The following is a 23620-nucleotide window of genomic DNA, read 5'->3' as shown; positions in this document are numbered from 1 at the left end:
ATAGCTACAGAATAGAGCAGGAAATGAGAAAATTTCCTGCGATAAGACGAACATTAGCATATTTCAAGGGTTACATTATGATGCTCAATCATTTTGTGGATGTTTGCAGGAGGTGCTTTGTCAGTAAAGAGATAATCAATCATCTCCATACTGCCTAGGTTGACCATTGCATTGCGACCAAATTTTGAGTGGTCAGTGACCAGCATAACGCAACGAGAATTTTCAATAATTGCTTTTTTTGTCCGTACTTCATGGTAGTCAAACTCGAGTAATGAACCATCCTCATCGATACCACTAATGCCTAAAATACCAAAGTCAAGACGGAATTGAGATATAAAATCTAAGGTTGCCTCACCAACAATTCCTCCATCACGGCTACGAACTTCTCCTCCTGCTAAGATCAAACGAAAATCTTCTTTGGGCATAAGTAGGATTGCAACATTAAGATTATTAGTTACGATCCTTAAATTTTTATGATTTAGCAAAGCAAAGGCGACAGCTTCTGGTGTGGTACCGATATCGATAAATAATGTAGCCCCATTAGGAATTTGGCGTGCAACATGTTGGGCAATCCGTTCTTTTTCGTTCGACCACATCATTTTACGATCATGGTAAGCCGTATTAACAGAACTTGAAGGAAGCGCGGCACCTCCGTGATGACGCTGAATTTTATTTTTTTCCGCCAGTTCATTGAGATCACGACGAATAGTTTGTGGGCTGACATTGAAATATTCAACTAACTTTTCAGTACTTACATAGCCTTGAATACGGGCAAGTTCGATAATGGCATCATGGCGTTGAGTTTGCTTCACAAAAACCTCAAGTATCACTATATATATTGGTTATGTTTTGTATTATCTGGTTTATGTCTATTATCCCATAATCCCATTAATAAACCGATAATTAGACCGGCAGTGTGCGCCGTGTTAGCTATCTTCATACCAAAAATGTCAAAGTAACCAAGAAATAACCATAAAACAGCAAATATCATTAACCCTCGAGGAATAGAAATACCTTTTGCTGGGTGACGTTCACCGGTTAACCAAACGTAACCTATTAACGAGAAAACCACGCCGGAAAGGCCACCAAAAGCAGAGCCACTAAAGAGCGATTGTCCCCAATTACTAAAAAGAGCTGATACGATAGTAATGACAAATAGCTTACCTGTACCCAATTGGCGTTCTACTTGACTACCTAAATACCACCACCACATTAAATTAAATAAAATATGCATTAATGAAAAATGGAGTAAGGCAGGAGTGAATATTCGCCAGATTTCAGTGTATTGAATACTTGATGGCCATGCAAGATAAGCCATTACGGCGTCATTACCGGAAATTAACATCCAAATATAAATAAAAATAGCTAAAAAGAAAACGATAATGGTTAGTGGTCCAGATTGTTTTTTTAAATAATCGAAAGTGAGATAATTACGGTAGCCAAATTTTTTATCAATATGTCCAGTTTGCCAACTTGCCGCCTGATAACGGGAGTTAAGAGGATCTTGCATAAACAGTTTTAGTTCTTGTTGTGCTTGCTCAAACTTATTTTCATCCTGCAACCAAAGATCAAAGAATTTCCCTTGGGGTTCAGCGCGTATTTCAATAACAATGTTTTGCATTGCCATATAATCAATAAATGCTTGTGCTAATCTAGGATTTGCTATCGAAATTAAATGGATCATAGCCTGTTATATCGCTTAAGAGAGTGAATTGATAGTGTGTGGATATTCTCTCGACCATACTTCAAAACCGCCGTTTATGCTATAAACAGTTTCGAAGCCCGTATTAACCAAATATTGTGCTGCGCCTTGACTACTATGGCCATGGTAACATATTACCATTACCGCCGTGTCAAGGTCTGTTTGCGTAATAAAGTTATTCAAGGTCTCATTTGTAAGATGGTAAGCACCAGTAATATGCGCTGAATGAAAACTTTGTCGGTCACGAATGTCGACCACTATGCTATTATCTGTTTGCCAAAGTTTATAGGCTTGTTCAACTGTAAGTAATTGAAAATTATCCATAGTAATCTGTGTTATATTATTTTATGTTCGGAAAAATAAGATACTCTCTATACTCTTAAAGAGTATCTATCTTTAGCAAAAAGGGGTAATTATTTTAATAATAAGAGTGATCACCACGCTGATGTTCAGTTAAATCTTTCACGCCTTTCAATTCGTCTGGAAACATATTTAGCAACTGCTTTTCAATACCTTCTTTTAAAGTGATGTCGACCATTGAACAACCATTACAACCCCCACCAAATTGTAGGATGGCATATCCATCATCAGTGATTTCCATTAATGAAACCCGTCCTCCATGGCCAGCTAACTGTGGATTAATTTGTGATTGAATAACATATTCCACTCGTTCAATCAATGGCGCATCATCTGCAACTTTTCGCATTTTAGCATTAGGTGCTTTTAAAGTAAGTTGAGAGCCTAATTGATCCGTTACGAAATCAATTTCAGCTTCTTCCAGAAAAGGGGCACTAATTTCATCAACATAGGCTGATAGTTTAGCAAATTTAAGTTCAATATCAGTCGATTCAATAGCATCAGGAGGGCAATAAGAGACACCACATTCCGCAGAAGGTGTGCCAGGATTGATAACAAATACGCGAATTTGTGTACCAGGTTCTTGATTTGCCAATAATTTGGCAAAATGAGCTTGTGCTGCTTCAGTAATATTAATCATCGTCGATGCTCAACTTTATCATTTTAGTATGTTTATCATACGCTCTTTTCATTACTTTCTACAAGGTTCTGCATATTGCCCAGGCTTGTACTGAATTTGCACCAGCACTAATGAGCAATTTAGCCACTTCGTTCATTGTTGTTCCTGTTGTTATGACATCGTCAAGTACAGCAATATGGCAATCTTGAAACGTTTTTTTTATCCTAAAAGCGTTACTCAGATTTTGGATGCGTTTTTTAGCAGAAAGTTGAGTTTGTGGTAGTGTAGCACGAGTACGAGTAATTGAATTAATTTGATATTGGCATCCTAACCAATAAGCTAGCTGTGTTGCCATTAAACTAGCTTGATTAAATCCACGTTGCCAATGTTTACCATGATGAAGCGGTATTGCTATTATGATATCGGGTTTGCGCCAGCGTTGCTGACGATATCCTTGTTGCCAATAAAGTAGAAATAAGCGTGCAAGAATAAAGGCAATTTGGGGAATTTTTTTAAATTTGTACTGCTGTATTAGCTTACTTAATGGTGGTATGTAGGGAGTAATGGCAACAAGATTGTGCCAATAGGGTGGCGTTTGTAAGCAGCGACCACAAGTAAGGGTGAGTTGTTCGATGGGTAAAGCACAGTGATGACAAACTTGTCTTAGATAAGGTAAATGTTTTAAACAGTAGCGACAAATGCCATGAAAGCGATATTTTAGTGTTTGGTGGCATAGCCAACAGTATCCAACCATTGTTAACATAATGATGTCCTTTTTTATAAGTATAAAGAGAGAATAACTATGACAACACTGTTTTGGCAGCAGTCGGGTAAAGGAAAACAAGATATTGTGCTATTGCACGGATGGGGATTAAATGCAGAAGTTTGGCGTACCATTGAAGTGGGATGTGGTTCCCATTTTCGTCTGCATCTTGTTGACTTACCTGGCTATGGTCGTAGTCATCTTTTCCCGCCGATGTCGTTACAACAAATGGCAGAAGTCATTTGGCAAAAGGCGCCAAAGCAGGCTATTTGGTTAGGCTGGTCGTTAGGCGGATTAATTGCCAGTATCATTGCTCTTAACCATCAAGTTGAAATTGCGGGTTTAATAACTGTGGCTTCGACGCCATGTTTTAGTCAGCAAGAAAACTGGCCAGGTATTAAACCTATGGTGCTTACAGGCTTTGAACAACAATTACAGGCTAATTTTCATCGTACAGTAGAACGTTTTTTGGCATTGCAAACATTGGGCACTAAAACAGCACATGAAGATATACGTTTATTAAAAACAGTGTTACTGAAACAGCCGTTACCTTCCGTAGCTGTGTTAAACGCAGGTTTAGAAATTTTGCGGACAACTGATTTACGGCAATCTTTATTAACACTGAATAAGCCTTTTTTGCGCATTTATGGTGATCTTGATGGTTTAGTGCCCAGAAAAGTCGTACCAATAATAGATGGATGGTTACCAAATTCGCCCTCAGTGATAATAAAACATGCTGCCCATGCCCCTTTTATTTCCCATCCTAAGCAGTTTATTCAACTGTTAGTAAATTTTTCTAGCCAATTGGAGAAATAAATATGGTGAGTCAGAATAGAATTAAAAACGTTTCTTATGCTAATAAAGTAAGCGTTAATTTATCAAAAAATTAACGCTTACTTGCATAAATCAGACAGTAGTCACTTGATAAATTTTTAGGTTACACTTTTTTGTCTCAGGGCAAAACTTACAACTATGACCTGTCAAACAGGATGATTGATCAATTTGTTCTAATTTTCCCATAGCGGTTAATTTATCTAACATAGCTTCAATCATAGGTAAGGATGCAGAGCATTTCTGACTAATTTGGTAAGCATCCGTTCTACCATACAGCGCAACCATATCTCTAACTTGCAATAAACTGATCATATCGTTCCTCCTAATGACATGAACCACGTTCACGGTGGTTACATTTTTGGACATTATGATTAAGTTTTAGTGTTATGCGTTTACGTGAATGGCGTAACAGTGTGATTAGCAGCAGGTTAAAGGCGACGAGCAAGCCAATAACCACAGCACTATACTGTGGGTGTTGTGAGAAAGTGGCTATTTGGTAGAACAAGGCAGAGACCGAATAAGCGACATTCAAGCCCCATAGAATAGAAAACGTCATCCAGCTTCGATTTGTTTCGCGAGCAATGGCACCTAATACAGAAATGCAAGGAACATAAAGTAGCACAAAGATTAGATAGCTATAGGCTGATAAAGTCGATCCGAATCGTGCCGCCATGGCACCCATTGTACTGCTGTCCATGTCACCATCACCTTTACTTGCTTCAATAGGATTGGATAAGACACTTAAACTAAATGTTTCTTTCAGGCTATCCCAAGTTTCATTCACGGCATCCTTTAATTCATCTAATAAATTAAATTGCTCGGCATCAAAAGGTGCTTGGGTAATATTTTCGGCAGTGTACAGTGTGTTCAATGTTCCGATAACAACTTCTTTTGCTAATGCGCCCGTAATAAGCCCAACGGTTGCTTGCCAATTATCATCGTTGATGCCAATAGGTTTTAATAGCGGGGTAACGGTTTTACTTACTGACGCTAATGCTGATTGGTTAATGTTATCAACAACCTTACCGGATAAAGAAAAACTATTAAGTGCACCGATAATCATACTAGCAATAATAATTACTTTTCCCGCTCTTAACACAAAACCTTTCAGTCTTTGCCAAGTTTGTAATAGTAATGTTTTTACGTGGGGTACATGGTAGACCGGTAATTCCATGATAAAAGGCGAAGAAGCCCCCCGTGCAATAGTATATTTCAATAACAATCCGGTTAGGATAGCAATAATGATACCTAATAAATAAAGAGAAAAAACAATACTTGCCCCATTTTTGCCAAAAAAAGCGGCCGCAAAGACAGCAAAGATAGCCAGTCTTGCACCGCAAGACATAAAGGGCGCCATCAAAATGGTGATTAATCGTTCACGCGGGGTATCTAATGTCCGTGCTCCCATAATAGCTGGCACATTACAACCAAAACCGACAATTAAAGGAACAAAAGATTTACCAGGCAGACCTAGTGCTTGCATTAGCCTATCCATGACAAATGCCGCGCGAGCCATATAACCTGAGTCTTCCAATATAGAAAGGAATAGATACATTAAACCAATTTGAGGAACTAAAGGTAATACCGTGTTGATACCTCCGCCTACCCCTTGGGCAAGGAAAACCGTCAGCCATTGTGGTAAATTAAAAGTATGGCCAATCCATTGAATTCCATGAATGAAAATGGCTTCTGAGCCACCTTCAAACAGGGGTTGTAATGCACCACCAATATTGATAGCAAGTATAAACATTAAATACATGATAAAAAGAAATGTAGGCAGCCCAAGCCAGCGATTAAGGACAATCTTGTCAATAAATTGCGTTAAGGTATTCGGTTTTGCCGTTTCAGTATTAATGACTGCTTCGCAAATGGTTGCAATAGTTTGATAGCGTGCATCAGCGATGATAAGTTCAGGCTCTTCAGGTTGTTTGGACTGCAAATGTGCTTTAATTTTACCTAATTTATCAGTGGGAATAGCGGTACGTTCGAGGCTATATATATCGCCTTCTAATATTTGTAGTGCTAACCAACGGCGCTGTTGATGACTGAATTTATTATGGTCGATAATTTGAGTTAATTTTTCTACTTCAGTGAGCAAAATATCGGGATAGTGGATGAGGGTTGCAATAAGATTATTACTATGTTGATCAATAGCTTGTTTTAATTTGCTAATACCTTTCGCGCGAGTCGATACGAGAGGGATAACAGGGCAACCTAGGCGTGTTTGTAGTTCATCAATATTAATGTGAATATTTTGGTTTTCAGCAATATCCAACATATTCAGTGCGACGATACAAGGTATACCTAATTCAATAAGTTGTATTGTTAGATAAAGATTTCGTTCGAGGTTAGCGGCATCGATAACATTGATCAACATATCCGCTTCGCCACTTAGGATGAAATGACAGGCAATTTGTTCATCGAGTGAGGTTTGTTCTGAAATCGTGGTTAATGAATAGGTGCCAGGCAAATCAACTAATTCAATATCGTATTCCGAGGTTGCAAAGCGGCCAACTTTTCGTTCAACGGTGACACCAGCCCAATTTCCAACACGTTGGCGCGCGCCTGTTAATTGATTAAAGAGTGTTGTTTTACCAGCGTTAGGGTTGCCAATAAGGCCAATAGTTAATGATTTCATAGTTCTGGGGTCAGATGAGTAATAAGCAATAGGCTATTTAATTATCATAAAAATATTTTTATACCGCTTAGTTGCCGGCATCGTCTAAATTTAATAGTGCAAGATCTTTTTTTCTTAAGATCAAGTTCATACGGCGAGTTTCTATTTGAATAGGATCACCGAGCGGTGCTATACGAATAACGCTAAAAAAAGATCCAGGTAACATGCCTAAAGAGAGTAACTTCTGACGGTAAGCTGGATTTATTTCTGTTGAAAATCCGACAATTTTGTATCGGTGATTAGGAAGAATTGACATAGACACTTCCACTATAAAGCCCAAAAAAACAAAGATACCGTAAATGGGTACCAGACGAATAGCAAATTTAATAGGAAATATTATCATTATCACATTAATAATGATAATCATAATTATGTGCTACTCGAATTAATTTAGCGCTTTTTTTAAATGACAGCAATTGATATTGATCAATAGTTCCCTAGTGAGTGAGCTATTGGCATCAAAATTAGTGTTAATTCATTATTTTTATTAAAAAAACGATTTTCTAAAATTGAATAGGGTAATAGCCTGATGCAAGATCAGACTATTAGCTATATAAATATTTTCTATTAGCGCTTTTTATTGAGTGCTGCCGCCAGCGCATCACTCATAACACTATTACCTAATGGCGTATTGTTTGGTTGGGATGTTTTAGTTGAACTGGCTGAGGGGGTATTTCTGCCTGTTTGTTGTTTATGACGATGTCGTGATGTATCTGCTGTTTTCTCATCTAGGCGCATAGTTAGCGCAATTCGTTTACGGTTTAAATCAATATCGATGACTTTAACGGTGATAATATCTCCTGCTTTGACTAAAGAATGCGGATCTTTAATAAATTTATCGGACAGGGAGGAGATGTGTACCAAGCCATCCTGGTGAACGCCAATATCCACAAATGCACCAAAATTGGTCACATTGGTTACCGAACCTTCTAATATCATGCCTACTTTAAGATCTTCCATTGTTTCAATGCCATCGACAAAAGAGGCTGTTTTAAATTCTGGTCGTGGGTCTCGTCCAGGCTTTTCTAATTGTTTTAAAATATCATTTACCGTCGGAATACCAAATTTGTCAGTAGTAAACTGTTCTGGTTTGAGATTATTGAGCACGCTCGTGTTACCCATAATCGTTTTCAAGGGTTGCTTAGTGGTTAATAAAATTTTTTCTACGATCGGATAAGCCTCAGGATGAACTGTTGAGGCATCGAGAGGATTATTCCCTGCCATGATGCGTAAAAAACCTGCACACTGCTCAAAAGCTTTTGTACCAAGACGCGTGACTTTCAATAGTTGTTTGCGGTCATTAAAACGTCCGTGTTCATTACGCCAATTAACGACATTTTGGGCAATTGTTTTATTTAGCCCTGCAACATGTGAAAGAAGAGCAACAGAGGCGGTATTGAGATCGACACCAACTGCGTTTACACAATCTTCGACTACCGTTGTTAATTTTTTAGCGAGTAAGGTTTGGTTAACATCATGTTGGTATTGACCAACACCAATTGATTTAGGATCGATTTTTACTAATTCCGCTAACGGGTCTTGTAAACGGCGAGCAATAGAGACTGCTCCACGTAAAGAAACATCGAGATTGGGAAATTCTTGAGCCGCTAACTCAGAGGCCGAGTAAACTGAAGCGCCAGATTCACTAACAATCACTTTTTGGGCGGTAATTTCGGGGTACTGTTTTTTAACTGCGGTAAAAAAGCGTTCAGTTTCACGCGAAGCAGTACCATTACCAATAGCGACCAAGGCAACTTTATATTTCTCGCATAAAGATGCAATAGTTGCTGCAGATTTTGTTGCTTGTCCGGTGTGAGGATAAATAGTGTCTGTAGTAATGAGTTTGCCAGTCCCATCAACAATGGCAACTTTAACGCCTGTACGTAAACCAGGATCTAATCCCATAGTGGTATGCATACCGGCAGGCGCTGCCATTAAAAGGTCATGTAGATTACGTGCGAAAACATGAATCGCTTCTTCTTCTGCTTTTTCCCGCAAGGTACCCATCAATTCTGTTTCAAGGTGTAACAGAATTTTGACTCGCCATGTCCAACTAATAACGGCTTTTCGCCACTTATCTGCTGGTGCATTATTTAGATGTAAGCCAAAGTGGCGAGTAATAATTTCTTCACAATAACTTTCTTTTGGCGATGGTTCAAATTGTGGATCGGCATTAAGTGATAATTGTAAAATACCCTCGTTACGGCCACGAAACATGGCAAGTGCTCGGTGGGATGGGATATGCGCAATAAGCTCATGGTGATCAAAATAATCGCTAAATTTTGCCCCTACTGTTTCTTTACCTTCGATAACTTTGGCTGTTAAGTGGGCATTTTTCCACAAATAATCACGAATTTTGCTAAGTAAATTTGCATCTTCAGCAAAGCGTTCCATTAGAATATAACGGGCACCATCAAGTGCAGCTTTAGTGTCATTAATATTTTTTTGTGGATCAATAAAGGTTTCGGCTATTTGTTCTGGTATCTGCTGGGGGTCATTCCATAATTGCTCCGCGAGTGGTGCTAAGCCTGCTTCAATTGCTATTTGGCCTCGTGTACGTCGTTTGGGTTTATATGGTAAATAGAGATCTTCGAGCTCAGTTTTACTAAAAGTGTTATTAATCGCTTCAGCAAGCTCAGCGGTAAGCTTTCCTTGTTCATTAATCGACTTTAGAATAGTTTGGCGGCGCTCGTTTAATTCACGTAAGTAACTTAAACGCGTTTCAAGTTTACGCAGGTGGTTATCATCGAGCCCGCCTGTGACTTCTTTACGATAGCGGGCTATGAAAGGAACGGTATTTCCTTCATCAAGTAATGTAATAGCTGAAAGTACTTGCGCTGGCGTTGTATCTAATTCATGTGCAATAATTTTGCTTAAGGATTTATTCATCATTTTAGTTTCTTCAATACTTAAATAGGACGCAATTAACTGCTTATATGCACATTTATACGTGTTGAAAACAATAATTTCCAGTTAACATTATATTTGGATATTAGAACCTGATGTAGTCAACAAAAACTTTTTTTGAATTATATATAGTAATTAGTTTAAATTAAGGTTAATCATACTGAGTTTTTATTGTGAAAAATAATTATATTACTCGTGAAGGCTGGAACAAGCTTGAAAAAGAGTTGAAGTTTCTTTGGCGAGAGGAGCGTCCGAAAGTCACCCAAGCTGTATCAGAGGCCGCGGCGCTTGGTGATCGCTCAGAGAATGCCGAGTATATTTATGGTAAAAAACGATTACGAGAAATTGATCGACGTATTCGATTTTTATCTAAACGTCTTGAAATATTAAAGATAGTTGATCCCGATCCTCGGCAGGAAGGTAGAGTTTATTTTGGTGCTTGGGTAAAAGTACAAGATGAAAATGGTGTTATTAAAGTTTTTCGCTTAGTTGGAGCCGATGAATTTAATCCGATTAAAAAATGGATTTCTATTAACTCACCCGTGGCAAGGGAATTATTAGGTAAACAAATTGATGATGAAGTTACGGTGAATACGCCAAATGGTATTATTACTTACTGGATTCTGGAAATTAATTATCAAGGGATTGAGTTGTAAATGATATAAAATTAAAAAGATCAATAAAATGTAAATATTAATCTAAAAAAGTCTAATAGGAATTAGTTATATTATTATATGGTCTTATTTGTTATTAAGGCACTATATATAGGGATCTTAAAAATATTTATGGAGTCAAAAAATGCAAGAAAATTATAAAATTCTTGTTGTGGATGATGATATGCGTTTGCGCTCTTTACTAGAGCGTTATTTAACTGAACAAGGTTTTCAAGTACGTAGTACTGCTAATGCGGAACAAATGGATCGTATTTTGACGCGTGAATCTATTCATTTAATTGTACTGGATTTGATGTTACCTGGTGAAGATGGCTTATCTATTTGCCGTCGTTTAAGAAGTCAAAATAATCCTATTCCGATTATTATGGTAACAGCAAAAGGTGAAGAGGTAGATCGGATTGTTGGACTAGAGATTGGGGCGGATGATTATATACCTAAGCCATTTAATCCTAGAGAATTATTGGCTCGTATTCGTGCCGTATTGCGACGTCAGGCAAATGAGCTGCCGGGTGCGCCGGCACAGGATGAGGCGGTAATTCGGTTTGGTAAATTTAAATTAAATCTAGGAACAAGGGAAATGTTTCAAGATGATGAGTCTATGCCATTAACGAGTGGTGAGTTTGCTGTTTTAAAAGTACTGGTCTCTTATCCACGTGAGCCTCTATCACGCGACAAACTGATGAGTCTTGCTCGCGGGCGTGAATATAGTGCGATGGAGCGTTCGATAGATGTGCAAATTTCACGTCTACGTCGAATGATTGAGGATGATCCGACTCACCCACGTTATATTCAAACGGTTTGGGGATTGGGTTATGTATTTGTGCCGGATGGTAGTAAAGCATGAAACGATTGCGTTTTTCCAGACGTAACACGTTTTCTCGTTCATTATTTGTTATTGTTACTTTACTGTTTGCTAGTTTAGTCACCAGCTATTTGGTTGTACTTAATTTTGTTGTGATGCCGAGTCTTCAGCAGCTCAATAAAGTCTTAGCTTATGAAGTGCATACGTTATTAACAGAGAAAATTGAATTACAAGATGGAAATGCAATTTTGATGCCTCTATCATTTAAGAAGAAAATCTATAAAGAGCTAGGTATTAATTTTTATACCAAGTCACTTGCTATGGATAAAGGCTTACGTTGGGCGAGACATTATGAGGAATTAAGCCAACAGATGGCGGAATATATGGGTGGCAAGGCGGATGTTCGTCTTGAAATCGCCAAAGAACATCCTTTTCTATGGTTAAATTCTTATCTTGCCCCAAATGTATGGATACGACTGCCTTTAACTGAAATAGGACAGAATCAGTTTGCAGTTGTATTTCGTTATACACTGGCTATTTTTTTAACTATTTTTGCTATTACATGGCTTTATATACGTTATCAGAGTAGGCCATTATTTGTGTTAGAAAACTATGCCAAGCAAATGGGAAAAGGTGTCATGGTTCCAGCAATCAAGGAAGAAGGTTCATTAGAAATACGTTATGTCATCCGCGCTTTTAATCGTATGTCATCAGGGATAAAAATGCTGGAAAATGATAGAACGATATTAATGGCCGGCGTGAGCCATGATTTGAGAACGCCGTTAACACGGATTCGGTTAGCGACAGAAATGATGAATGAAAAGGATCAGTATCTTGCAGAATCAATTAACAAAGATATTGAAGAGTGTGATGCTATCATTGAGCAATTCATGGACTATATACGTACAGGCCGAGAAATGAATATGGAGTTTTGTGACTTGAACAAAGTCCTACTTGAAGCTGTTAATGCTGAGAGTAGTTTCCTGCCTAATATTGAGACGCAGATTAGTTCATCACCTATCATTATTAATGCTAATGTAATTGCTATTAAACGAGCAGTAACCAATATGCTGGTTAACGCTTTCCGCTATGGCAATGGTTGGGTAAAAGTCAGTAGTGGTGTAATAAAAGATCATGCTTGGTTTCAGGTTGAGGATGATGGTGCAGGAATTAAAAAAGAGAGTATTCAACATCTTTTTCAACCTTTTGTGCAAGGTGAAAGAGCAAGAAGTAATGGTGGCACAGGACTAGGATTAGCAATTATTCGCCGAATTATTGATGCTCATGATGGTGAAATTATTATAGATAAAAGTAAACGGGGAGGATTATCTATACGGGCAACTTTACCATTAATGGAAAAATAGAAATTTATATTTTTATTTAGCCGTAATTTAACGGAAAATTTTATTATATTTTATGAAATCATATAATTCTTTGATTTTAAAAATTTATTATATCTATTTTAAAAGCTATATTTTTAAATAAATTGGATATTAATTTAACAGTCATAAAACTGTCATAAATAATACATCTTTCTGTCATCTAACTAACCTATTTTTTTCCTCGTATTTTTTTAACTCGCTACAATTAACAGAGTAATTTGTTTCTCTTTCATCCCAAATAGGAGGGATTATGAAATTGATGCTGATAGGACGTGAGATATTTAAAAGGGAAACGTGCGATAAATGTGGATCTACCTGGGACAAACTGGATCTATCTGGGACAAGTCAGGGTGATTAAGTTACACATAGTGAAACAGAAATCAGTACTCAAATCCTCTGTTGTTGCAATAATCTCCTCGCCTGAATTACAATCCACCTCTCAATCACTATGACTACCACTGTTGGAGACTGCTATGTTTCGTATGCAAAAAAGAACAATCAAAGTATGTGGTTGCGCGTTACTATTCATAAAGACGCTTCCCTGAATGGAAGTGTATTACACTGTTGATTCTGCAAAGGGTCTGTTTCAGTTTTGCGAGGTGGAGTTATATCACTATACGCCTAAAGAAGCTGAACTAGCCGCTTTTCTCAATCAAATACATCCCGAAGGCCTGTCAAAACACGGCTACATCAATCTCTGTAACCCTAGCATCATGATGGGAGCTCACACCGATCTGAGCCAAACTTTTCTGATTGGCTTGGTATTTGAACTGGTGCGACGCAGCTATTTTCCAGAGAAACCACCCCGCTATCAATCATTATTTGCTTGTCAGCAAATCAGTGAGGTTAAGCAATTCAGGGAATTACTGGCAGATGAGAAAGATGATGATGAAATAAGAACAGCATCAATATATGAGGTTATTACTGAGGGAATAGTTCATCGTGGTGATATGAGACTATTGAACAGTAATTGCCCGGTTCTGGAGCTGTATCGCCGGGCACATCTTTACTGGTCTGGAGAGGCCAGTCCTCTTAAGAAAGGGGAAAAACCGTTCTGGGAATGTCTAATTCCCCTTCCAGCCTTGATTGGTCAGCAGATGCCATGGTAGCACGCTTTTGGCGGCGTTTGTATCGTGATGTTGCGGCCACATTGCCGATCATCATCGTATTATTTTCGCCTTCAGAGAAATGGCTTCTCCTCTCTTCCAAAGCAAGCAGTGCCACTTTTAAATCTGTTATCGCTTCAGAGGGGCTGCCGGCATACACGCTCAGTGTATAGATTATGTTTTTCTCTCCGACGTCATCAATCCCAAAAAGAAAACCTGGTTTACAGGTGGATGATATCGTGTTAGTCATTCTGCTTTCCTCATGTTTCATTGTGTGAAACAAGAAACAGTCATCGAGGCGGCTTATCTTCATCTTCAAACAGATTGCCCTGGATGCGGGCCAGTTCTTCTTTTTTTACCCGCTTCACCACGGAATAAATCCACTGTAGCGAGACTTTGTATTTACGCGCCAGCGCGTGGTGGTTATGACCGTTGAAGTCGGCAAATATCTCCCGGTCACGCTGGCTGACTTTCCATATCAGGCCCATCGGAAAATAGACGTTTTGCCCACCCCAGACCGCCATCATCTGACTGGCGACGGCATCGCCTATCTGGCTGGCAACGGCGGGGTCAACGTCGATAATCTGCCTGACGGTCTGGGCGGTGTGTTCGGCCAGCTCAACCAGTAACTCCGGCCCTTTGCTACGAAAGGTATTCTCTAGCATGATGTTGCCCTCGCCACGCGTTTTTGCCACTGCTTGAGTTTCTCGATAACCTGGCTGGCCTGTTGGTTATCTAGCCAGTAAGGCGAATCACAGACGGTTTCCCGTTTAACAAAGTGGGCCAGGGCTGTTGCTGACCCATCACGGACAATGCCCTCGTGAGCCATTGCCTGCCACAGGGCCTGTATTTTTTGGATTTGCGGACGGTCAGTCTGCTTTTTTGTATTGGCGTGATGGGGTTGGATGCGGAAGCCTTTGGCTTTCAGGGCGTTTAACACCTGAGCCAGTTGACCGATATTCAGGGCTTTTGCCGATGTTTTCCCGGTTAGCCTGTGCAGCATCTGGCGGTAAGTCGTGTCGTCCAGCTTGAGATTGTGGGCGCCAATATGGATTAACTGCAGGTACTTTTGTCGGGTCATCGGAGGCTTCCTTTATCGTTGTGGTCGGGGTCAGGGTTCCTTATGCAGTGAGCAAAAAATAATCCTTCGGGTTTTGAAGGATTATAAAATGAATAGCGTTATTATACAATTGAATGATTTACATGCCGCTTTTCCGCTATGACTTCTTCACGCAAATTGCCCTGGCATCAATATCCTTGAAGGTTTCAAATTTTTTCGCAAACAGTCTGGCGGCCTGTTGACAGGCGGTTTCCGTGTCAAATTCCTGTGTATGCAGAGTGGAAAAGGCATTATCGCTATAAGGACTGGCGTACATGGCCAAAATTAATATCCACATGGTGATGTCCTCCTCGTTAATCGGCGGGTTTATGGTGAGTGTGTGGCGTTGATGGCGAATTTGCCGTGATACCTTTTAGTGGCACGACATCCCAGTTAAGTACCCAGGCGCTATACGACTGTCCGCAGTGTGGGCAGGCCAGTAGCAGGTCAATTCCCCACTCGCCGCTTTCCGGTTGTTGGATAATGTCTGCCTGGGTAGGATTCAGGCGTCGGGTTGCCTGATGGCAGCTGATGCAGGTAATACTCATAACGGGTTTTCCTTATCTAAGTCGACGATGAGTTCGGCCAATATCTCGAAGGCATTTTGAAATTCACAATACGCAGCGGCGGAATGGTCTGCCCGCAGGTGATGCATGGCGCGGTTTATGTGCCTTTCAATCTGACGGCGCAGAGGTTTTATTTCCTGATAGCTCATGAGGTCACCTCCTGCTCGAAGGGCGTAATAATGAAATCCTCAAGCTGGTGATGAAAGGTAATGCCGCGAATATTAAGGTGCCTGATGGTATCCTGATTTTTTAGCAGGGCATTTTTATCCACCTGCGCCTTGCGAATAATGCAGTGGTGTTGCCCGTTTTCTTCCAGTGCCTGCAAGATATCGTCCATCCCTTTGAGGGACACGGACGGCGGGCGGTTTCGCCACGACACCTCGCCGGTTATCAGGTTAACGGTTTTGGTTTTTCCGTTTTGGGTCAGCCCCTCTCGGTTGGCGTCGCACCAGGTCTGGATACCTTTTTGTAACAGGGTTATCCGGGCTTTCATGGCCTCAATATCAGCCGCATGCTGATGCGTTAACCGTGCGATTTCATCATTAATCTGTGTCTCTAGTCGGGTCATTTCCCGCTGGATATCACCCATCCGTTTTATATCGTCCATCACCTGTTCACGGGTTTGCGGCGTGCAGGCACCCGCCGCGGCTTTAAGCCGCGTTATTTTCTTTGCCATCTTTTTTTACCTTTTAATTAACAACGTCGGGAATTAAACGCGCTCGAAAATAATGTCTTCAAGGGCGTCACTGTGTTGAATATGCTCAAATAAATTCATGTTATATCGGGCCGCGATTTCACCAAGACGCTGGTCTTGTTCATCAACATCACGGCAGTTTTCGCAAATCGATAAATAGGTTTCATAGTCCTGCTCGGTAATATCGACGGTTTTTTCCAGATAAACCGATTGGCGAGCGGTAATACGGACAGGTCGTGTTGTCATGATTAACGTACCTCCCAGGTGATTCGGCAGTTATCTTGCAGGAACTGGTATTTTTCCCAGCGGCCCTGACGGTCGGTACCCAGGGCATAGCGAACGGCATGCCCCTTTTTATGTAACGCATCACACCGTCGGTCATGCAGCAGGGTAAGGGTCGGACGGCTATAGCCATCAACAGTAAACTGACTGACGATAAAACCTTCCTGGTTGAGTTTCTCCATCACCGACAGACATTGCCTGAACTGCTGCTGGATGGCCTGGTAGGTCATCGCTGACGGGTTTTTAATGGTCACGGCGGGGTTGAGCATAAAAGCCTCCTTTAATGCACACTGTGAATAATATTGGCATCGATAACCGGGATGGCGTTTTGTGCGGCCAGGTTCATGGCAGCGGTCACCAGATTGCCGATAGCCAGGGGATAAAGCAGGCTGACCGGGGTGTCTTTTTTCGGGCGCAGCCAGCTTAGGCGTTGACGCAGTGCCGGTATCGCATCCGGGCCGAGGACGTTGCCAAGGTCGCCGCCGACGCGTTTAAACTTGAAATCAAGAAAGTCAGCCAGGTGGTCATCCAGCGGCGGCAGGTCAATCACCTCGCAGCGCTGCACCACTTCCCTGACCGCCAGCAGGCGTTCAGATAACTTGTCACCCAGTTCGGGTTGTCCCAGCAGGACGATGGACAGCAGTTTTTTAAAGCCGTCTTCCAACTCAAAGAAGCGTTTGAGGTGCTTTAAGGTCGGGATGGGCAGAGAATGGGCTTCTTCAATCACCAGCACATGGCTGTACCCGGCGCGGCTGCTGTCTTTTAATAGTCGGTGTAACTGACGGAAGCGGGCCTCCGGCGAGCGTTTGAGCTTTTCCAGTGGGGCTAGGGTATGGACAATAGCCTCGGCAAGGCTGGCGGCTTTCAGGGTCTTGCCCTGATGGTCGTTGTCTTCCATCGCCAGCACGTAGGGTTCAATCACCACCACGGGGGCGTTTTCCCGATAAATGCGGTCCGTCAGGTCACGTCGCAGCGTGCTTTTACCCGAGCCGGATTCACCGATAACGGCGATAAAGCCACCATAGCGGGCGGTCTGGTACAACGCCTCACGCACATAACGGCTTTCCGGGGTTAAAAACACATCGTCATGACCTTGTACTGCGTTGTCATCAAATGGAGCGCGAAACAGCCCAAAATGTTTTTTGGTGGCAGGCAGTAATACCTGTTTTTTCAGTAACATGGTGTCTTCCTCATTGCTAGGTAGTGGGCGTTTTTCCTTTCCGCCGGACGTGACCCCGTCAAAACAGTCGTCCGCCGCGATACCCTGGTCACGTAACCAGGCACGGATACGGTGTTTTAGCGTGTCGGTGTCCTGTTTTGGCCACTGGTGGTGATTGACTATCTGCGCCAGCGTCGCCTCGGAAAGGTCAAGCGCGCGGGCCAGTGCCGCTTGCGTCAGGTTGTGTTGTTGTAACAGGGTTTTCAGTTTCAGCATGATGGCCTCCCGTTAACCGTGACTGGCCAGGCTGACCACCACATCGCCCGTCTGCGCCATTAATTCATCACCCAGCGCGTCGACCTGGTCGGCGGGAATGCCGTCCGGGAAGCGCTGGGTTAGTGTGGTGTAAAATTCACTGCGCCAGGTCTTACCCGCCGCCTGAAAACGCGCCCGCAACTGTTGCACCACCACGACCGGGTTTAAGCGCTCTTCAAAACGCGGCGCGCAAACCGGGGAGGCCTGCCCTTGTTTAGGGAGATAAATCGGTGGGGTATCGCGTTCATTTTCCAGATAAGGGTTAAAGCGCCCACCAAAGGGTAAGGCATTGGCTTTTTGCGCGGCGGCGGTTTCCCCCGGCGTGGTGGTGCCATACAGGGTCTGCTCGACTTCCGACAGATGGTGTTGCGCCGGGGTGTGGGGTAATGCCTTGAACGATTCGCCGAGTGTCGGGCTGTTGAGGGCAAAACCGTAGTCGTCTTTCGCCACTTCCGGCACCCGGCAAAAGACTTCCAGTCCGTCCTCATTAATCACGACCACCTGCGCCTCACTGTCACGCCAGGGGTTACGCACTATCTGTACGGTGTCGCCCACGCAAACGCCGGGGACTTGCCGTACATCGTATTCACTCCCCCTGAACGACACGCGAAGGTGGGTGCTAACCTTACGGTTTTCCGGCTGGCTCACCGCCAGCTCACGGCATACGTCAACAGGCGGTGCCTTGATTAACTGTCCAGGGGTAATATGCAGCCAGCAGTCGGTGCGAGTCATGCCGGTACGGCGATGCAGCGCGGTGCGGTTATACTTTTTACGCCACAATCCAACCAGGCGGTTCAGTTCATCAATATGATTGACTTGCACAAACCGCAGCCCGGATTCAAAATGGCACTCGAGAATGTCGCGCGCTTTTTCCACTGAGCCGGTGGCGCGGGCATTACGGGCTTTGTGTGCGATAAGTTGAATACCAAGGGTTTTACACAGGTTGCGCAGGGTGGACGAGACCAGCGCGCAACCGGGGTCGGTATAAAGGATGCGCGGCACGCCATGCAGGACGTCGGCCCCACCGCGTTCTTGCATGGCGTTAATCAGCACATCGGTAAAGTTTTGTGTCGTTTCGCCGCCAAAGCGGTACTCGGCATAAATCCAGCCGCTGGTATGGTCGGTCAGCTCAAATGACCAGACGCGGTCGTTAATCACCCGCGCCAGATTTTTTGGCTTGTTCTTGTTAAACTCCGCCTCACTCATCATGCGCAGGCCACTATCGCGCGTGGTGTGCCCTTGGGCGGGATTTTTCAGGTAATAGAGTACACACAGCGACGCATCCAGTTGCCAGACATGATTGGGATGCTCGGTTTTTAACTGGACGCACGGGGCTGGTGCCCGTAACTGGTTGGGGTGCAGGCGATATTGGTACAACGCCCGACTGATGGCATCGACCGACAGGGGGAACCACTCGCCGGTCTCGTTATCAATATACCCAGCATTAATTAGGTTGTTCACCCGCAGGTCATTAACCGCCTGCTCCAGGCTGTAAAGGCGCTTGCCGTTCTTGCGATGCGAGGCCATCATCACGCCGGATATTTGCAGCGCTTCCTCACGGGTCAGGGCGCTGGTGCCACAATCCACCCGTTGCTTGCGCGGCGGTTTATAGCTTACCTGTTTGATTTTTCGCAGTAGCGTGGCTTTGGAAATGCCGAGTGCCTGGCAACCTGTTTGATAAACCGCGTCTTTGCCGCCATGTCCGGCTTTTTCGGCGGCCTGGGCAATCGCCAGTACGCGTTCGGTCAGGATGGCGTTCATAACACCCCCTCCTCGCCGCTATCCTGTCCGGTACCGCGTAAATGTTCAGGTAACTGAAAATCCGCGTCTTCGGCCTCGGCATCCGCCTTTACCCAGTCAGGTACCGCCTCTGACACCGCGTGGTAGGGTAACGCAAAGTCGTTACGTAAGACATTGATTTCAAACTCAATATCATTAAGCAAGCCTGCTAAATAGTCGGCGTGAGACGTCATATCGCCACTGTGGCTATGCAATTTTTCCAACCCTTCCCGAAAGCGCCCCATCAATATGGCTTTAACATCAAAGCCCACCAGGCCGATTTCTTCACGGAGCTGGCGTATGCCTTCTTCCCCTAACGGGCGATGCTGATTAAGCAGGCGGTTTTCACTCAGCTCATTGATTTTTTGGTCTTTTTCGTTGGCTAGGCGGCGGCTGGCTTCCAAGCTATCACGGGTTTCGCGCAGTTTTGCCTTTAGTTCACGTACCGACATGCGATCAACCTCATCGAGCGTCAAGCCCGCGATGGTGCCGCCTTCGGCGAGTTCGGCGAGGTCTTCATCGTCTTCTAACATCAGTTCATAGAGTTTTGCCTTGCCGAGAGCCGCAAACGTCTGCGCTTTTCCACCTAATTGAGGTGATAAATATTTTAGAGATGCCTTCATCATAATTTGAGTGGTTCTTTCAGCTAGCCCTAACTGGCTTGTTACGATATTTACAAACTCTCCATGCGGCTCATTCTCTTTCAGAATAATCAACCGCTTTCCCGCCTCCAGCATGGCTTCCGCACTTTGTGCCATATAGAAACGTGCCTCATGCACAATCCTTTCCCGTTCATAGGGTAGGCCCTCGCCGTACTTGTCCATAATGGCCTGCTGATGTTCAGCTAGCGCGTTAAGGTTATTCATTAAATCCGGTGCCAAAGGCTGTTCGGGGGTGATTTCAGCCGTCATCGGTAACGCTTTTCTACCCATTATTTTTCTCTCTTACAATTTTGACGGTGAGGCTATGCAGCGGCCACGTTTTTCTGCCATCTTGATTTGCGCCCGTTCGGTTTCATCGAAAAAGGCTAGCGCAATCTGTATCAATTCCTCGCTGAGGGCGTAGTTCCCATTGAAGCGCTGCTCAACCATGCCCTCTTCGACTAAAAATGGCAGAGTACGACTGATATTGGCCGGGGAGTCATTGATAAGCGCCGCCAGGGCTTTATTGGACAAGCCGTCTCGGTAATGCCCCTTCATGGCTTTTAAAATACGCAGCGCCCGTCGTGTACGTGAAGATGGGTGCAGTAATAAGGTGTTTTTCATCGGATGCCTCTTTTTCATTAATGGAAATTGTGATACCGTCAGCGAAACAGGCGAATGTTATTTTTTATGGCGCTTTTTGCCCGATGGCATGGGGGAACCCATTATCTGTTCAATCGCCTGTTTGATTTTGCGTGCTTCCCCGCGCCAGCCCTGGCAGGAGCCATCAAGCAACATATAAACCTGATAGGGTTTGAAGCCGGATTGGCGCGCCCACGCCGCCACCGTCGGGTAGTTCTGATAGACACGGTCATAAAAATTGCGCTTAAAGTCGGCTGGATGTTGCAGTGACATTGTTTTATCTCCGTCATAAAAAGTTAAAAATAAATATACATTGATATGCAAAATGATGTAAAGTCTTTTTTGTTTGTTTTTGTATATTCCTTATCACTATTAAAAAGCACGGGCTGTTATCGGCCTAAAGGAGACCTGTATGGCAAAGAAAAAAGCGGCAACCAGCCTGCCTGTAACTACCGCGGACAATATCACGATTGCGGGGGGGGGGAGGCAATTGCATATCCTGAAAAAAATGCAGCAAACAGTGCCCAGCAGGAGGTGATGGCACGTTTTGGCGATGGGCTGCCCTATGAACGGGAGAGGATTGTGCATGAAGCGCGCTTCTATATGGCACAGAGTGCCGAAGCCATGCTGGAGGCGGGAAAGCGGTTGATTATTCTGAAAGAGAATGAGCCGCATGGAGAGTTTGTAAATATCGTAACAAGCCAGTTAGGGCTAGCTGAAAGAACCGCTCAAATTATGATGAAGGCATCTCTAAAATATTTATCACCTCAATTAGGTGGAAAAGCGCAGACGTTTGCGGCTCTCGGCAAGGCAAAACTCTATGAGCTGATGTTGGAAGACGATGAAGACCTCGCTGAACTCGCCGAAGGCGGCACTATCGCAGGTCTGACCCTCGACGAAGTTGACCGGATGTCGGTACGGGAATTACGGGCAGCATTACGTAAAGATGAAGCGGCGCTTAAACGCAGCCAGCAACTGGTAGCCGAAAAAGAGAAGCAGTTACAACAGTTAAGCCAGCAACTGACTGGAAAGACCTCTACAGCGACTACAAGCAATGAACAGGCCTCACTCGATACCCAGCAGTGGGTGACACTAACACTAGAAGGAGTGGGAGACCGTCTCAAATCTGAGCGACTGCGATTGGGACTTAGCCAGGAGATCTTTGCCGAACGGTGCGGGGTTAAAAAGCTCACTCAGTACAACTATGAAAAAAGTGAGCGGCATCCTGATGCGGGCTACTTAATCGCCGCGAAAGCGTTAGGAGTCGATCTTAATTATGTGATGACCGGTGAGCGCCACGATGAAGCCAGTGCGCTCGATGTGGTGAGGGATGAAGAAGAGGCTGAGGTGTTAACGGCCTTTCGCCATATTCCCGGCGAAACACGCGAAGTGGCCAAACGTACCTTGACGGCAATGGCAGAGAAAAAAGCCACTCGTCACCGCGCTTAAGTCTTCCCTGCATTCGTTGCCGCGAAAGAGGGTTATTTGACAGTGATAATCAGCTCACGCCGTTGGGTGGGCTGATTGCTATTGAGGCTATAACGAATCGGGACGCTCTCCATCTCGAACCCCTGAAACACTTCCCGCATTTCAGGAATATCATTGACCGAAATAATCATCATCCCCGTCAGGTCTCGTCCCATTCCCGCCAGTTTTTCATATTGATCCAGACCAAAATCCACCCCATAGCCTTCCGTTCCCCAATACGGCGGGTCGCAGTAAAACAGCGTGTGCGGACGGTCATAACGGGCAATACAGCTGGCCCAATCCAGGTGTTCAATGGTGGTGCGTGATAATCGCAGATGGGCGAGCGACAGCTCTTCTTCCATGCGTAGCAGGTTCAAGCGTGGCCCACTGGTAGTGGTCACGCCAAAGGTGTGCTCCGCCACCTTGCCGCCGAACGCCTGCTTTTGCAGGTAATAGAAACGGGCTGCGCGCTGGATATCGGTTAAGGTCTCGGTCGGCGTGATGTTTAACCATTGATACATCGCCCGGCTGACCAGCGCCCATTTAAACTGGCGCATAAACTCTTCCAGATGGTGTTTCAGCACCCGATAGAGATTGACCAGCTCGCCGTTGATATCGTTAATCACTTCTGCTTTGCTGGGTGACTTCATAAAAAAGAGCGCCGCCGCGCCACAAAACGGTTCCACGTAGCAGATATGCGCCGGGAAGCGCGGTAAAATCTGTTTGGCCAGCCGCCGTTTACCGCCTATCCAGGGCAGTATGGGTAAAAAATGTTGCTGCATTGTCTGTAAGCCTTTTTCACTAATGGAAATTCGTGTAGACTCTTTCCTGTTCTCGAGAACGGAAAGCGCCACGGTTGACTCACAGGCGAACTCTGTGTGTTGACGGCCTGTCCGGTGTTCGTGCACTGGGTAGGTCGCGCTTTTTCCCTTGCCCCGCTCGGGGCTAATCACTGCGCCTAACCTAACCGTTCACCCATCCTCCCACTAGTAAACCGCTTTAAAAGCGTTTAGCGCCCTGCCTTGTCACACTGTCTGCCTGATTCTCAGGGAGATGGTGATGAAAACGCGAAAAAAATTGACCTTGCCCCCATTTAAAACCCCGCGATTAAGCGGCTGGTTGCTCACCGCTGCTGGTCTGTTGCTGGTGATTG

The 23620-nt window shown here is 43.9% G+C and carries 30 protein-coding genes; 7 read left to right on the top strand and 23 right to left on the bottom strand.

The genetic code is table 11. From position 1 onward, the window contains the following. Positions 1 to 53 precede the first annotated feature (53 nt). The 5 genes from G468_RS0103370 to gntX form a co-directional block, all read right to left on the bottom strand. A complete protein-coding gene (locus G468_RS0103370) occupies positions 54 to 812 on the bottom strand; it encodes a DeoR/GlpR family transcriptional regulator (RefSeq protein WP_026821907.1) in 759 nt (252 codons plus the stop codon). A gap of 17 nt (positions 813 to 829) precedes the next feature. Next, positions 830 to 1684: a rhomboid family intramembrane serine protease GlpG gene (glpG, locus tag G468_RS0103365; RefSeq protein WP_026821906.1), complete on the bottom strand. Its 855-nt coding sequence runs from the start codon at positions 1682 to 1684 to the stop codon at positions 830 to 832. 15 nt (positions 1685 to 1699) lie between these two features. Further along, positions 1700 to 2026 (bottom strand): thiosulfate sulfurtransferase GlpE, encoded by a 327-nt coding sequence (gene glpE, locus G468_RS0103360; RefSeq protein WP_026821905.1) that lies wholly within the window; start codon positions 2024 to 2026, stop codon positions 1700 to 1702. 94 nt (positions 2027 to 2120) lie between these two features. Further along, on the bottom strand, positions 2121 to 2699 hold the full coding sequence (gene nfuA / locus G468_RS0103355) for a Fe-S biogenesis protein NfuA (protein ID WP_026821904.1): 579 nt from the start codon (positions 2697 to 2699) through the stop codon (positions 2121 to 2123). A gap of 58 nt (positions 2700 to 2757) precedes the next feature. Further along, positions 2758 to 3441, bottom strand: coding sequence for a DNA utilization protein GntX (gene gntX / locus G468_RS0103350; RefSeq protein WP_026821903.1), 684 nt, complete (start codon positions 3439 to 3441; stop codon positions 2758 to 2760). A 39-nt stretch (positions 3442 to 3480) separates the two neighbouring features. Here gntX and bioH point away from each other — a divergent pair, with 39 nt between their 5' ends. Beyond that, positions 3481 to 4257, top strand: coding sequence for a pimeloyl-ACP methyl ester esterase BioH (gene bioH, locus G468_RS0103345; RefSeq protein ID WP_026821902.1), 777 nt, complete (start codon positions 3481 to 3483; stop codon positions 4255 to 4257). Positions 4258 to 4347: 90 nt separating this feature from the next. Here the strand turns inward: bioH and G468_RS0103340 are convergent, their stop codons facing one another. The 4 genes from G468_RS0103340 to G468_RS0103325 form a co-directional block, all read right to left on the bottom strand. Beyond that, positions 4348 to 4587, bottom strand: coding sequence for a FeoC-like transcriptional regulator (locus G468_RS0103340; RefSeq protein WP_026821901.1), 240 nt, complete (start codon positions 4585 to 4587; stop codon positions 4348 to 4350). 10 nt (positions 4588 to 4597) lie between these two features. Further along, the gene (gene feoB / locus G468_RS0103335; protein ID WP_026821900.1) at positions 4598 to 6913 is read right to left on the bottom strand and encodes a Fe(2+) transporter permease subunit FeoB; all 2316 of its coding nucleotides are present in this window, start codon (positions 6911 to 6913) and stop codon (positions 4598 to 4600) included. A 67-nt stretch (positions 6914 to 6980) separates the two neighbouring features. Next, a complete protein-coding gene (feoA, locus tag G468_RS0103330; protein WP_026821899.1) occupies positions 6981 to 7208 on the bottom strand; it encodes a ferrous iron transporter A in 228 nt (75 codons plus the stop codon). A 311-nt stretch (positions 7209 to 7519) separates the two neighbouring features. Then, positions 7520 to 9841, bottom strand: a complete 2322-nt coding sequence (locus G468_RS0103325) for a Tex family protein (RefSeq protein ID WP_026821898.1) — start codon at positions 9839 to 9841, stop codon at positions 7520 to 7522. A gap of 188 nt (positions 9842 to 10029) precedes the next feature. Between G468_RS0103325 and greB the strand changes: the two genes are divergently transcribed. The 5 genes from greB to G468_RS24440 all read left to right on the top strand — a co-directional run bounded on the left by greB (position 10030) and on the right by G468_RS24440 (position 13996). Next, positions 10030 to 10515 carry a transcription elongation factor GreB gene (gene greB / locus G468_RS0103320; RefSeq protein WP_026821897.1) on the top strand — a complete coding sequence of 162 codons (486 nt, stop codon included), beginning with the start codon at positions 10030 to 10032 and terminating at the stop codon, positions 10513 to 10515. Positions 10516 to 10657: 142 nt separating this feature from the next. Next, positions 10658 to 11377, top strand: a complete 720-nt coding sequence (gene ompR / locus G468_RS0103315) for an osmolarity response regulator transcription factor OmpR (protein ID WP_026821896.1) — start codon at positions 10658 to 10660, stop codon at positions 11375 to 11377. Next, a complete protein-coding gene (envZ, locus tag G468_RS0103310) occupies positions 11374 to 12699 on the top strand; it encodes a two-component system sensor histidine kinase EnvZ (RefSeq protein ID WP_026821895.1) in 1326 nt (441 codons plus the stop codon). Before ompR ends, envZ begins: the two co-directional genes overlap by 4 nt. A gap of 617 nt (positions 12700 to 13316) precedes the next feature. Then, positions 13317 to 13826 carry a DUF2441 domain-containing protein gene (locus G468_RS0103300; RefSeq protein ID WP_248604871.1) on the top strand — a complete coding sequence of 170 codons (510 nt, stop codon included), beginning with the start codon at positions 13317 to 13319 and terminating at the stop codon, positions 13824 to 13826. Then, on the top strand, positions 13778 to 13996 hold the full coding sequence (locus G468_RS24440; RefSeq protein WP_155846971.1) for a hypothetical protein: 219 nt from the start codon (positions 13778 to 13780) through the stop codon (positions 13994 to 13996). The genes G468_RS0103300 and G468_RS24440 overlap by 49 nt, the downstream gene beginning before the upstream one ends. Before the next feature lie 117 nt (positions 13997 to 14113). On the opposite strand, the gene G468_RS0103290 is transcribed toward G468_RS24440, so the two are convergent. From G468_RS0103290 to G468_RS0103230, 13 genes are all read right to left on the bottom strand, one after another. Beyond that, entirely contained in the window at positions 14114 to 14488 is a 375-nt protein-coding gene (locus tag G468_RS0103290) for a Mor transcription activator family protein (protein ID WP_026821893.1), read from the bottom strand. Continuing rightward, on the bottom strand, positions 14482 to 14904 hold the full coding sequence (locus tag G468_RS0103285) for a gp16 family protein (protein ID WP_026821892.1): 423 nt from the start codon (positions 14902 to 14904) through the stop codon (positions 14482 to 14484). Before G468_RS0103285 ends, G468_RS0103290 begins: the two co-directional genes overlap by 7 nt. Before the next feature lie 136 nt (positions 14905 to 15040). Beyond that, positions 15041 to 15220, bottom strand: a complete 180-nt coding sequence (locus G468_RS0103280; protein WP_026821891.1) for a hypothetical protein — start codon at positions 15218 to 15220, stop codon at positions 15041 to 15043. A gap of 16 nt (positions 15221 to 15236) precedes the next feature. After that, positions 15237 to 15470 carry a hypothetical protein gene (locus G468_RS0103275; RefSeq protein ID WP_026821890.1) on the bottom strand — a complete coding sequence of 78 codons (234 nt, stop codon included), beginning with the start codon at positions 15468 to 15470 and terminating at the stop codon, positions 15237 to 15239. Further along, positions 15467 to 15637: a hypothetical protein gene (locus G468_RS24380; protein WP_167876654.1), complete on the bottom strand. Its 171-nt coding sequence runs from the start codon at positions 15635 to 15637 to the stop codon at positions 15467 to 15469. Before G468_RS24380 ends, G468_RS0103275 begins: the two co-directional genes overlap by 4 nt. After that, positions 15634 to 16164: a host-nuclease inhibitor Gam family protein gene (locus tag G468_RS0103265; protein ID WP_026821889.1), complete on the bottom strand. Its 531-nt coding sequence runs from the start codon at positions 16162 to 16164 to the stop codon at positions 15634 to 15636. Before G468_RS0103265 ends, G468_RS24380 begins: the two co-directional genes overlap by 4 nt. Positions 16165 to 16197: 33 nt before the next feature. Next, positions 16198 to 16428: a hypothetical protein gene (locus tag G468_RS0103260; protein WP_026821888.1), complete on the bottom strand. Its 231-nt coding sequence runs from the start codon at positions 16426 to 16428 to the stop codon at positions 16198 to 16200. A gap of 2 nt (positions 16429 to 16430) precedes the next feature. Next, positions 16431 to 16733 (bottom strand): hypothetical protein, encoded by a 303-nt coding sequence (locus G468_RS0103255; RefSeq protein WP_246067330.1) that lies wholly within the window; start codon positions 16731 to 16733, stop codon positions 16431 to 16433. An 11-nt stretch (positions 16734 to 16744) separates the two neighbouring features. Next, positions 16745 to 17899 (bottom strand): AAA family ATPase, encoded by a 1155-nt coding sequence (locus G468_RS0103250; RefSeq protein ID WP_026821886.1) that lies wholly within the window; start codon positions 17897 to 17899, stop codon positions 16745 to 16747. A gap of 12 nt (positions 17900 to 17911) precedes the next feature. Then, positions 17912 to 19699, bottom strand: a complete 1788-nt coding sequence (locus G468_RS0103245) for an integrase catalytic domain-containing protein (protein WP_026821885.1) — start codon at positions 19697 to 19699, stop codon at positions 17912 to 17914. After that, a complete protein-coding gene (locus tag G468_RS19575; protein ID WP_051296931.1) occupies positions 19696 to 20649 on the bottom strand; it encodes a hypothetical protein in 954 nt (317 codons plus the stop codon). Before G468_RS19575 ends, G468_RS0103245 begins: the two co-directional genes overlap by 4 nt. A 12-nt stretch (positions 20650 to 20661) precedes the next feature. Then, positions 20662 to 20982, bottom strand: a complete 321-nt coding sequence (locus tag G468_RS0103235; RefSeq protein ID WP_026821884.1) for a helix-turn-helix domain-containing protein — start codon at positions 20980 to 20982, stop codon at positions 20662 to 20664. 57 nt (positions 20983 to 21039) lie between these two features. After that, entirely contained in the window at positions 21040 to 21273 is a 234-nt protein-coding gene (locus G468_RS0103230) for a helix-turn-helix domain-containing protein (RefSeq protein ID WP_026821883.1), read from the bottom strand. Positions 21274 to 21318: 45 nt separating this feature from the next. Between G468_RS0103230 and G468_RS24435 the strand changes: the two genes are divergently transcribed. Continuing rightward, positions 21319 to 22449 (top strand): helix-turn-helix domain-containing protein, encoded by a 1131-nt coding sequence (locus G468_RS24435; protein ID WP_051296930.1) that lies wholly within the window; start codon positions 21319 to 21321, stop codon positions 22447 to 22449. Positions 22450 to 22481: 32 nt separating this feature from the next. On the opposite strand, the gene G468_RS0103215 is transcribed toward G468_RS24435, so the two are convergent. Beyond that, positions 22482 to 23249 carry a DNA adenine methylase gene (locus G468_RS0103215; RefSeq protein WP_026821882.1) on the bottom strand — a complete coding sequence of 256 codons (768 nt, stop codon included), beginning with the start codon at positions 23247 to 23249 and terminating at the stop codon, positions 22482 to 22484. Between the last annotated feature and the right edge of the window lie 371 nt (positions 23250 to 23620).

It is taken from the genome of Arsenophonus nasoniae DSM 15247, from assembly GCF_000429565.1.
GTDB lineage: Bacteria > Pseudomonadota > Gammaproteobacteria > Enterobacterales > Enterobacteriaceae > Arsenophonus > Arsenophonus nasoniae.
The sequence above is the reverse complement of the archived record's forward strand: the minus strand, read 5'-3'. Positions and strand labels throughout refer to the sequence as shown.

What these genes read in the sequence shown, in the direction of transcription:
- glpG (WP_026821906.1), bottom strand. Translation starts at nt 1,684, where the DNA reads ATGATCCATTTAATTTCGATAGCAAATCCTAGATTAGCACAAGCATTT.
- glpE (WP_026821905.1), bottom strand. Translation starts at nt 2,026, where the DNA reads ATGGATAATTTTCAATTACTTACAGTTGAACAAGCCTATAAACTTTGG.
- nfuA (WP_026821904.1), bottom strand. Translation starts at nt 2,699, where the DNA reads ATGATTAATATTACTGAAGCAGCACAAGCTCATTTTGCCAAATTATTG.
- gntX (WP_026821903.1), bottom strand. Translation starts at nt 3,441, where the DNA reads ATGTTAACAATGGTTGGATACTGTTGGCTATGCCACCAAACACTAAAA.
- bioH (WP_026821902.1), top strand. Translation starts at nt 3,481, where the DNA reads ATGACAACACTGTTTTGGCAGCAGTCGGGTAAAGGAAAACAAGATATT.
- G468_RS0103340 (WP_026821901.1), bottom strand. Translation starts at nt 4,587, where the DNA reads ATGATCAGTTTATTGCAAGTTAGAGATATGGTTGCGCTGTATGGTAGA.
- feoB (WP_026821900.1), bottom strand. Translation starts at nt 6,913, where the DNA reads ATGAAATCATTAACTATTGGCCTTATTGGCAACCCTAACGCTGGTAAA.
- feoA (WP_026821899.1), bottom strand. Translation starts at nt 7,208, where the DNA reads ATGTCAATTCTTCCTAATCACCGATACAAAATTGTCGGATTTTCAACA.
- G468_RS0103325 (WP_026821898.1), bottom strand. Translation starts at nt 9,841, where the DNA reads ATGAATAAATCCTTAAGCAAAATTATTGCACATGAATTAGATACAACG.
- ompR (WP_026821896.1), top strand. Translation starts at nt 10,658, where the DNA reads ATGCAAGAAAATTATAAAATTCTTGTTGTGGATGATGATATGCGTTTG.
- envZ (WP_026821895.1), top strand. Translation starts at nt 11,374, where the DNA reads ATGAAACGATTGCGTTTTTCCAGACGTAACACGTTTTCTCGTTCATTA.
- G468_RS24440 (WP_155846971.1), top strand. Translation starts at nt 13,778, where the DNA reads ATGTCTAATTCCCCTTCCAGCCTTGATTGGTCAGCAGATGCCATGGTA.
- G468_RS0103290 (WP_026821893.1), bottom strand. Translation starts at nt 14,488, where the DNA reads ATGCTAGAGAATACCTTTCGTAGCAAAGGGCCGGAGTTACTGGTTGAG.
- G468_RS0103285 (WP_026821892.1), bottom strand. Translation starts at nt 14,904, where the DNA reads ATGACCCGACAAAAGTACCTGCAGTTAATCCATATTGGCGCCCACAAT.
- G468_RS0103280 (WP_026821891.1), bottom strand. Translation starts at nt 15,220, where the DNA reads ATGTGGATATTAATTTTGGCCATGTACGCCAGTCCTTATAGCGATAAT.
- G468_RS0103275 (WP_026821890.1), bottom strand. Translation starts at nt 15,470, where the DNA reads ATGAGTATTACCTGCATCAGCTGCCATCAGGCAACCCGACGCCTGAAT.
- G468_RS24380 (WP_167876654.1), bottom strand. Translation starts at nt 15,637, where the DNA reads ATGAGCTATCAGGAAATAAAACCTCTGCGCCGTCAGATTGAAAGGCAC.
- G468_RS0103265 (WP_026821889.1), bottom strand. Translation starts at nt 16,164, where the DNA reads ATGGCAAAGAAAATAACGCGGCTTAAAGCCGCGGCGGGTGCCTGCACG.
- G468_RS0103260 (WP_026821888.1), bottom strand. Translation starts at nt 16,428, where the DNA reads ATGACAACACGACCTGTCCGTATTACCGCTCGCCAATCGGTTTATCTG.
- G468_RS0103255 (WP_246067330.1), bottom strand. Translation starts at nt 16,733, where the DNA reads ATGCTCAACCCCGCCGTGACCATTAAAAACCCGTCAGCGATGACCTAC.
- G468_RS0103250 (WP_026821886.1), bottom strand. Translation starts at nt 17,899, where the DNA reads ATGCTGAAACTGAAAACCCTGTTACAACAACACAACCTGACGCAAGCG.
- G468_RS0103245 (WP_026821885.1), bottom strand. Translation starts at nt 19,699, where the DNA reads ATGAACGCCATCCTGACCGAACGCGTACTGGCGATTGCCCAGGCCGCC.
- G468_RS19575 (WP_051296931.1), bottom strand. Translation starts at nt 20,649, where the DNA reads ATGGGTAGAAAAGCGTTACCGATGACGGCTGAAATCACCCCCGAACAG.
- G468_RS0103235 (WP_026821884.1), bottom strand. Translation starts at nt 20,982, where the DNA reads ATGAAAAACACCTTATTACTGCACCCATCTTCACGTACACGACGGGCG.
- G468_RS0103230 (WP_026821883.1), bottom strand. Translation starts at nt 21,273, where the DNA reads ATGTCACTGCAACATCCAGCCGACTTTAAGCGCAATTTTTATGACCGT.
- G468_RS24435 (WP_051296930.1), top strand. Translation starts at nt 21,319, where the DNA reads ATGCAAAATGATGTAAAGTCTTTTTTGTTTGTTTTTGTATATTCCTTA.
- G468_RS0103215 (WP_026821882.1), bottom strand. Translation starts at nt 23,249, where the DNA reads ATGCAGCAACATTTTTTACCCATACTGCCCTGGATAGGCGGTAAACGG.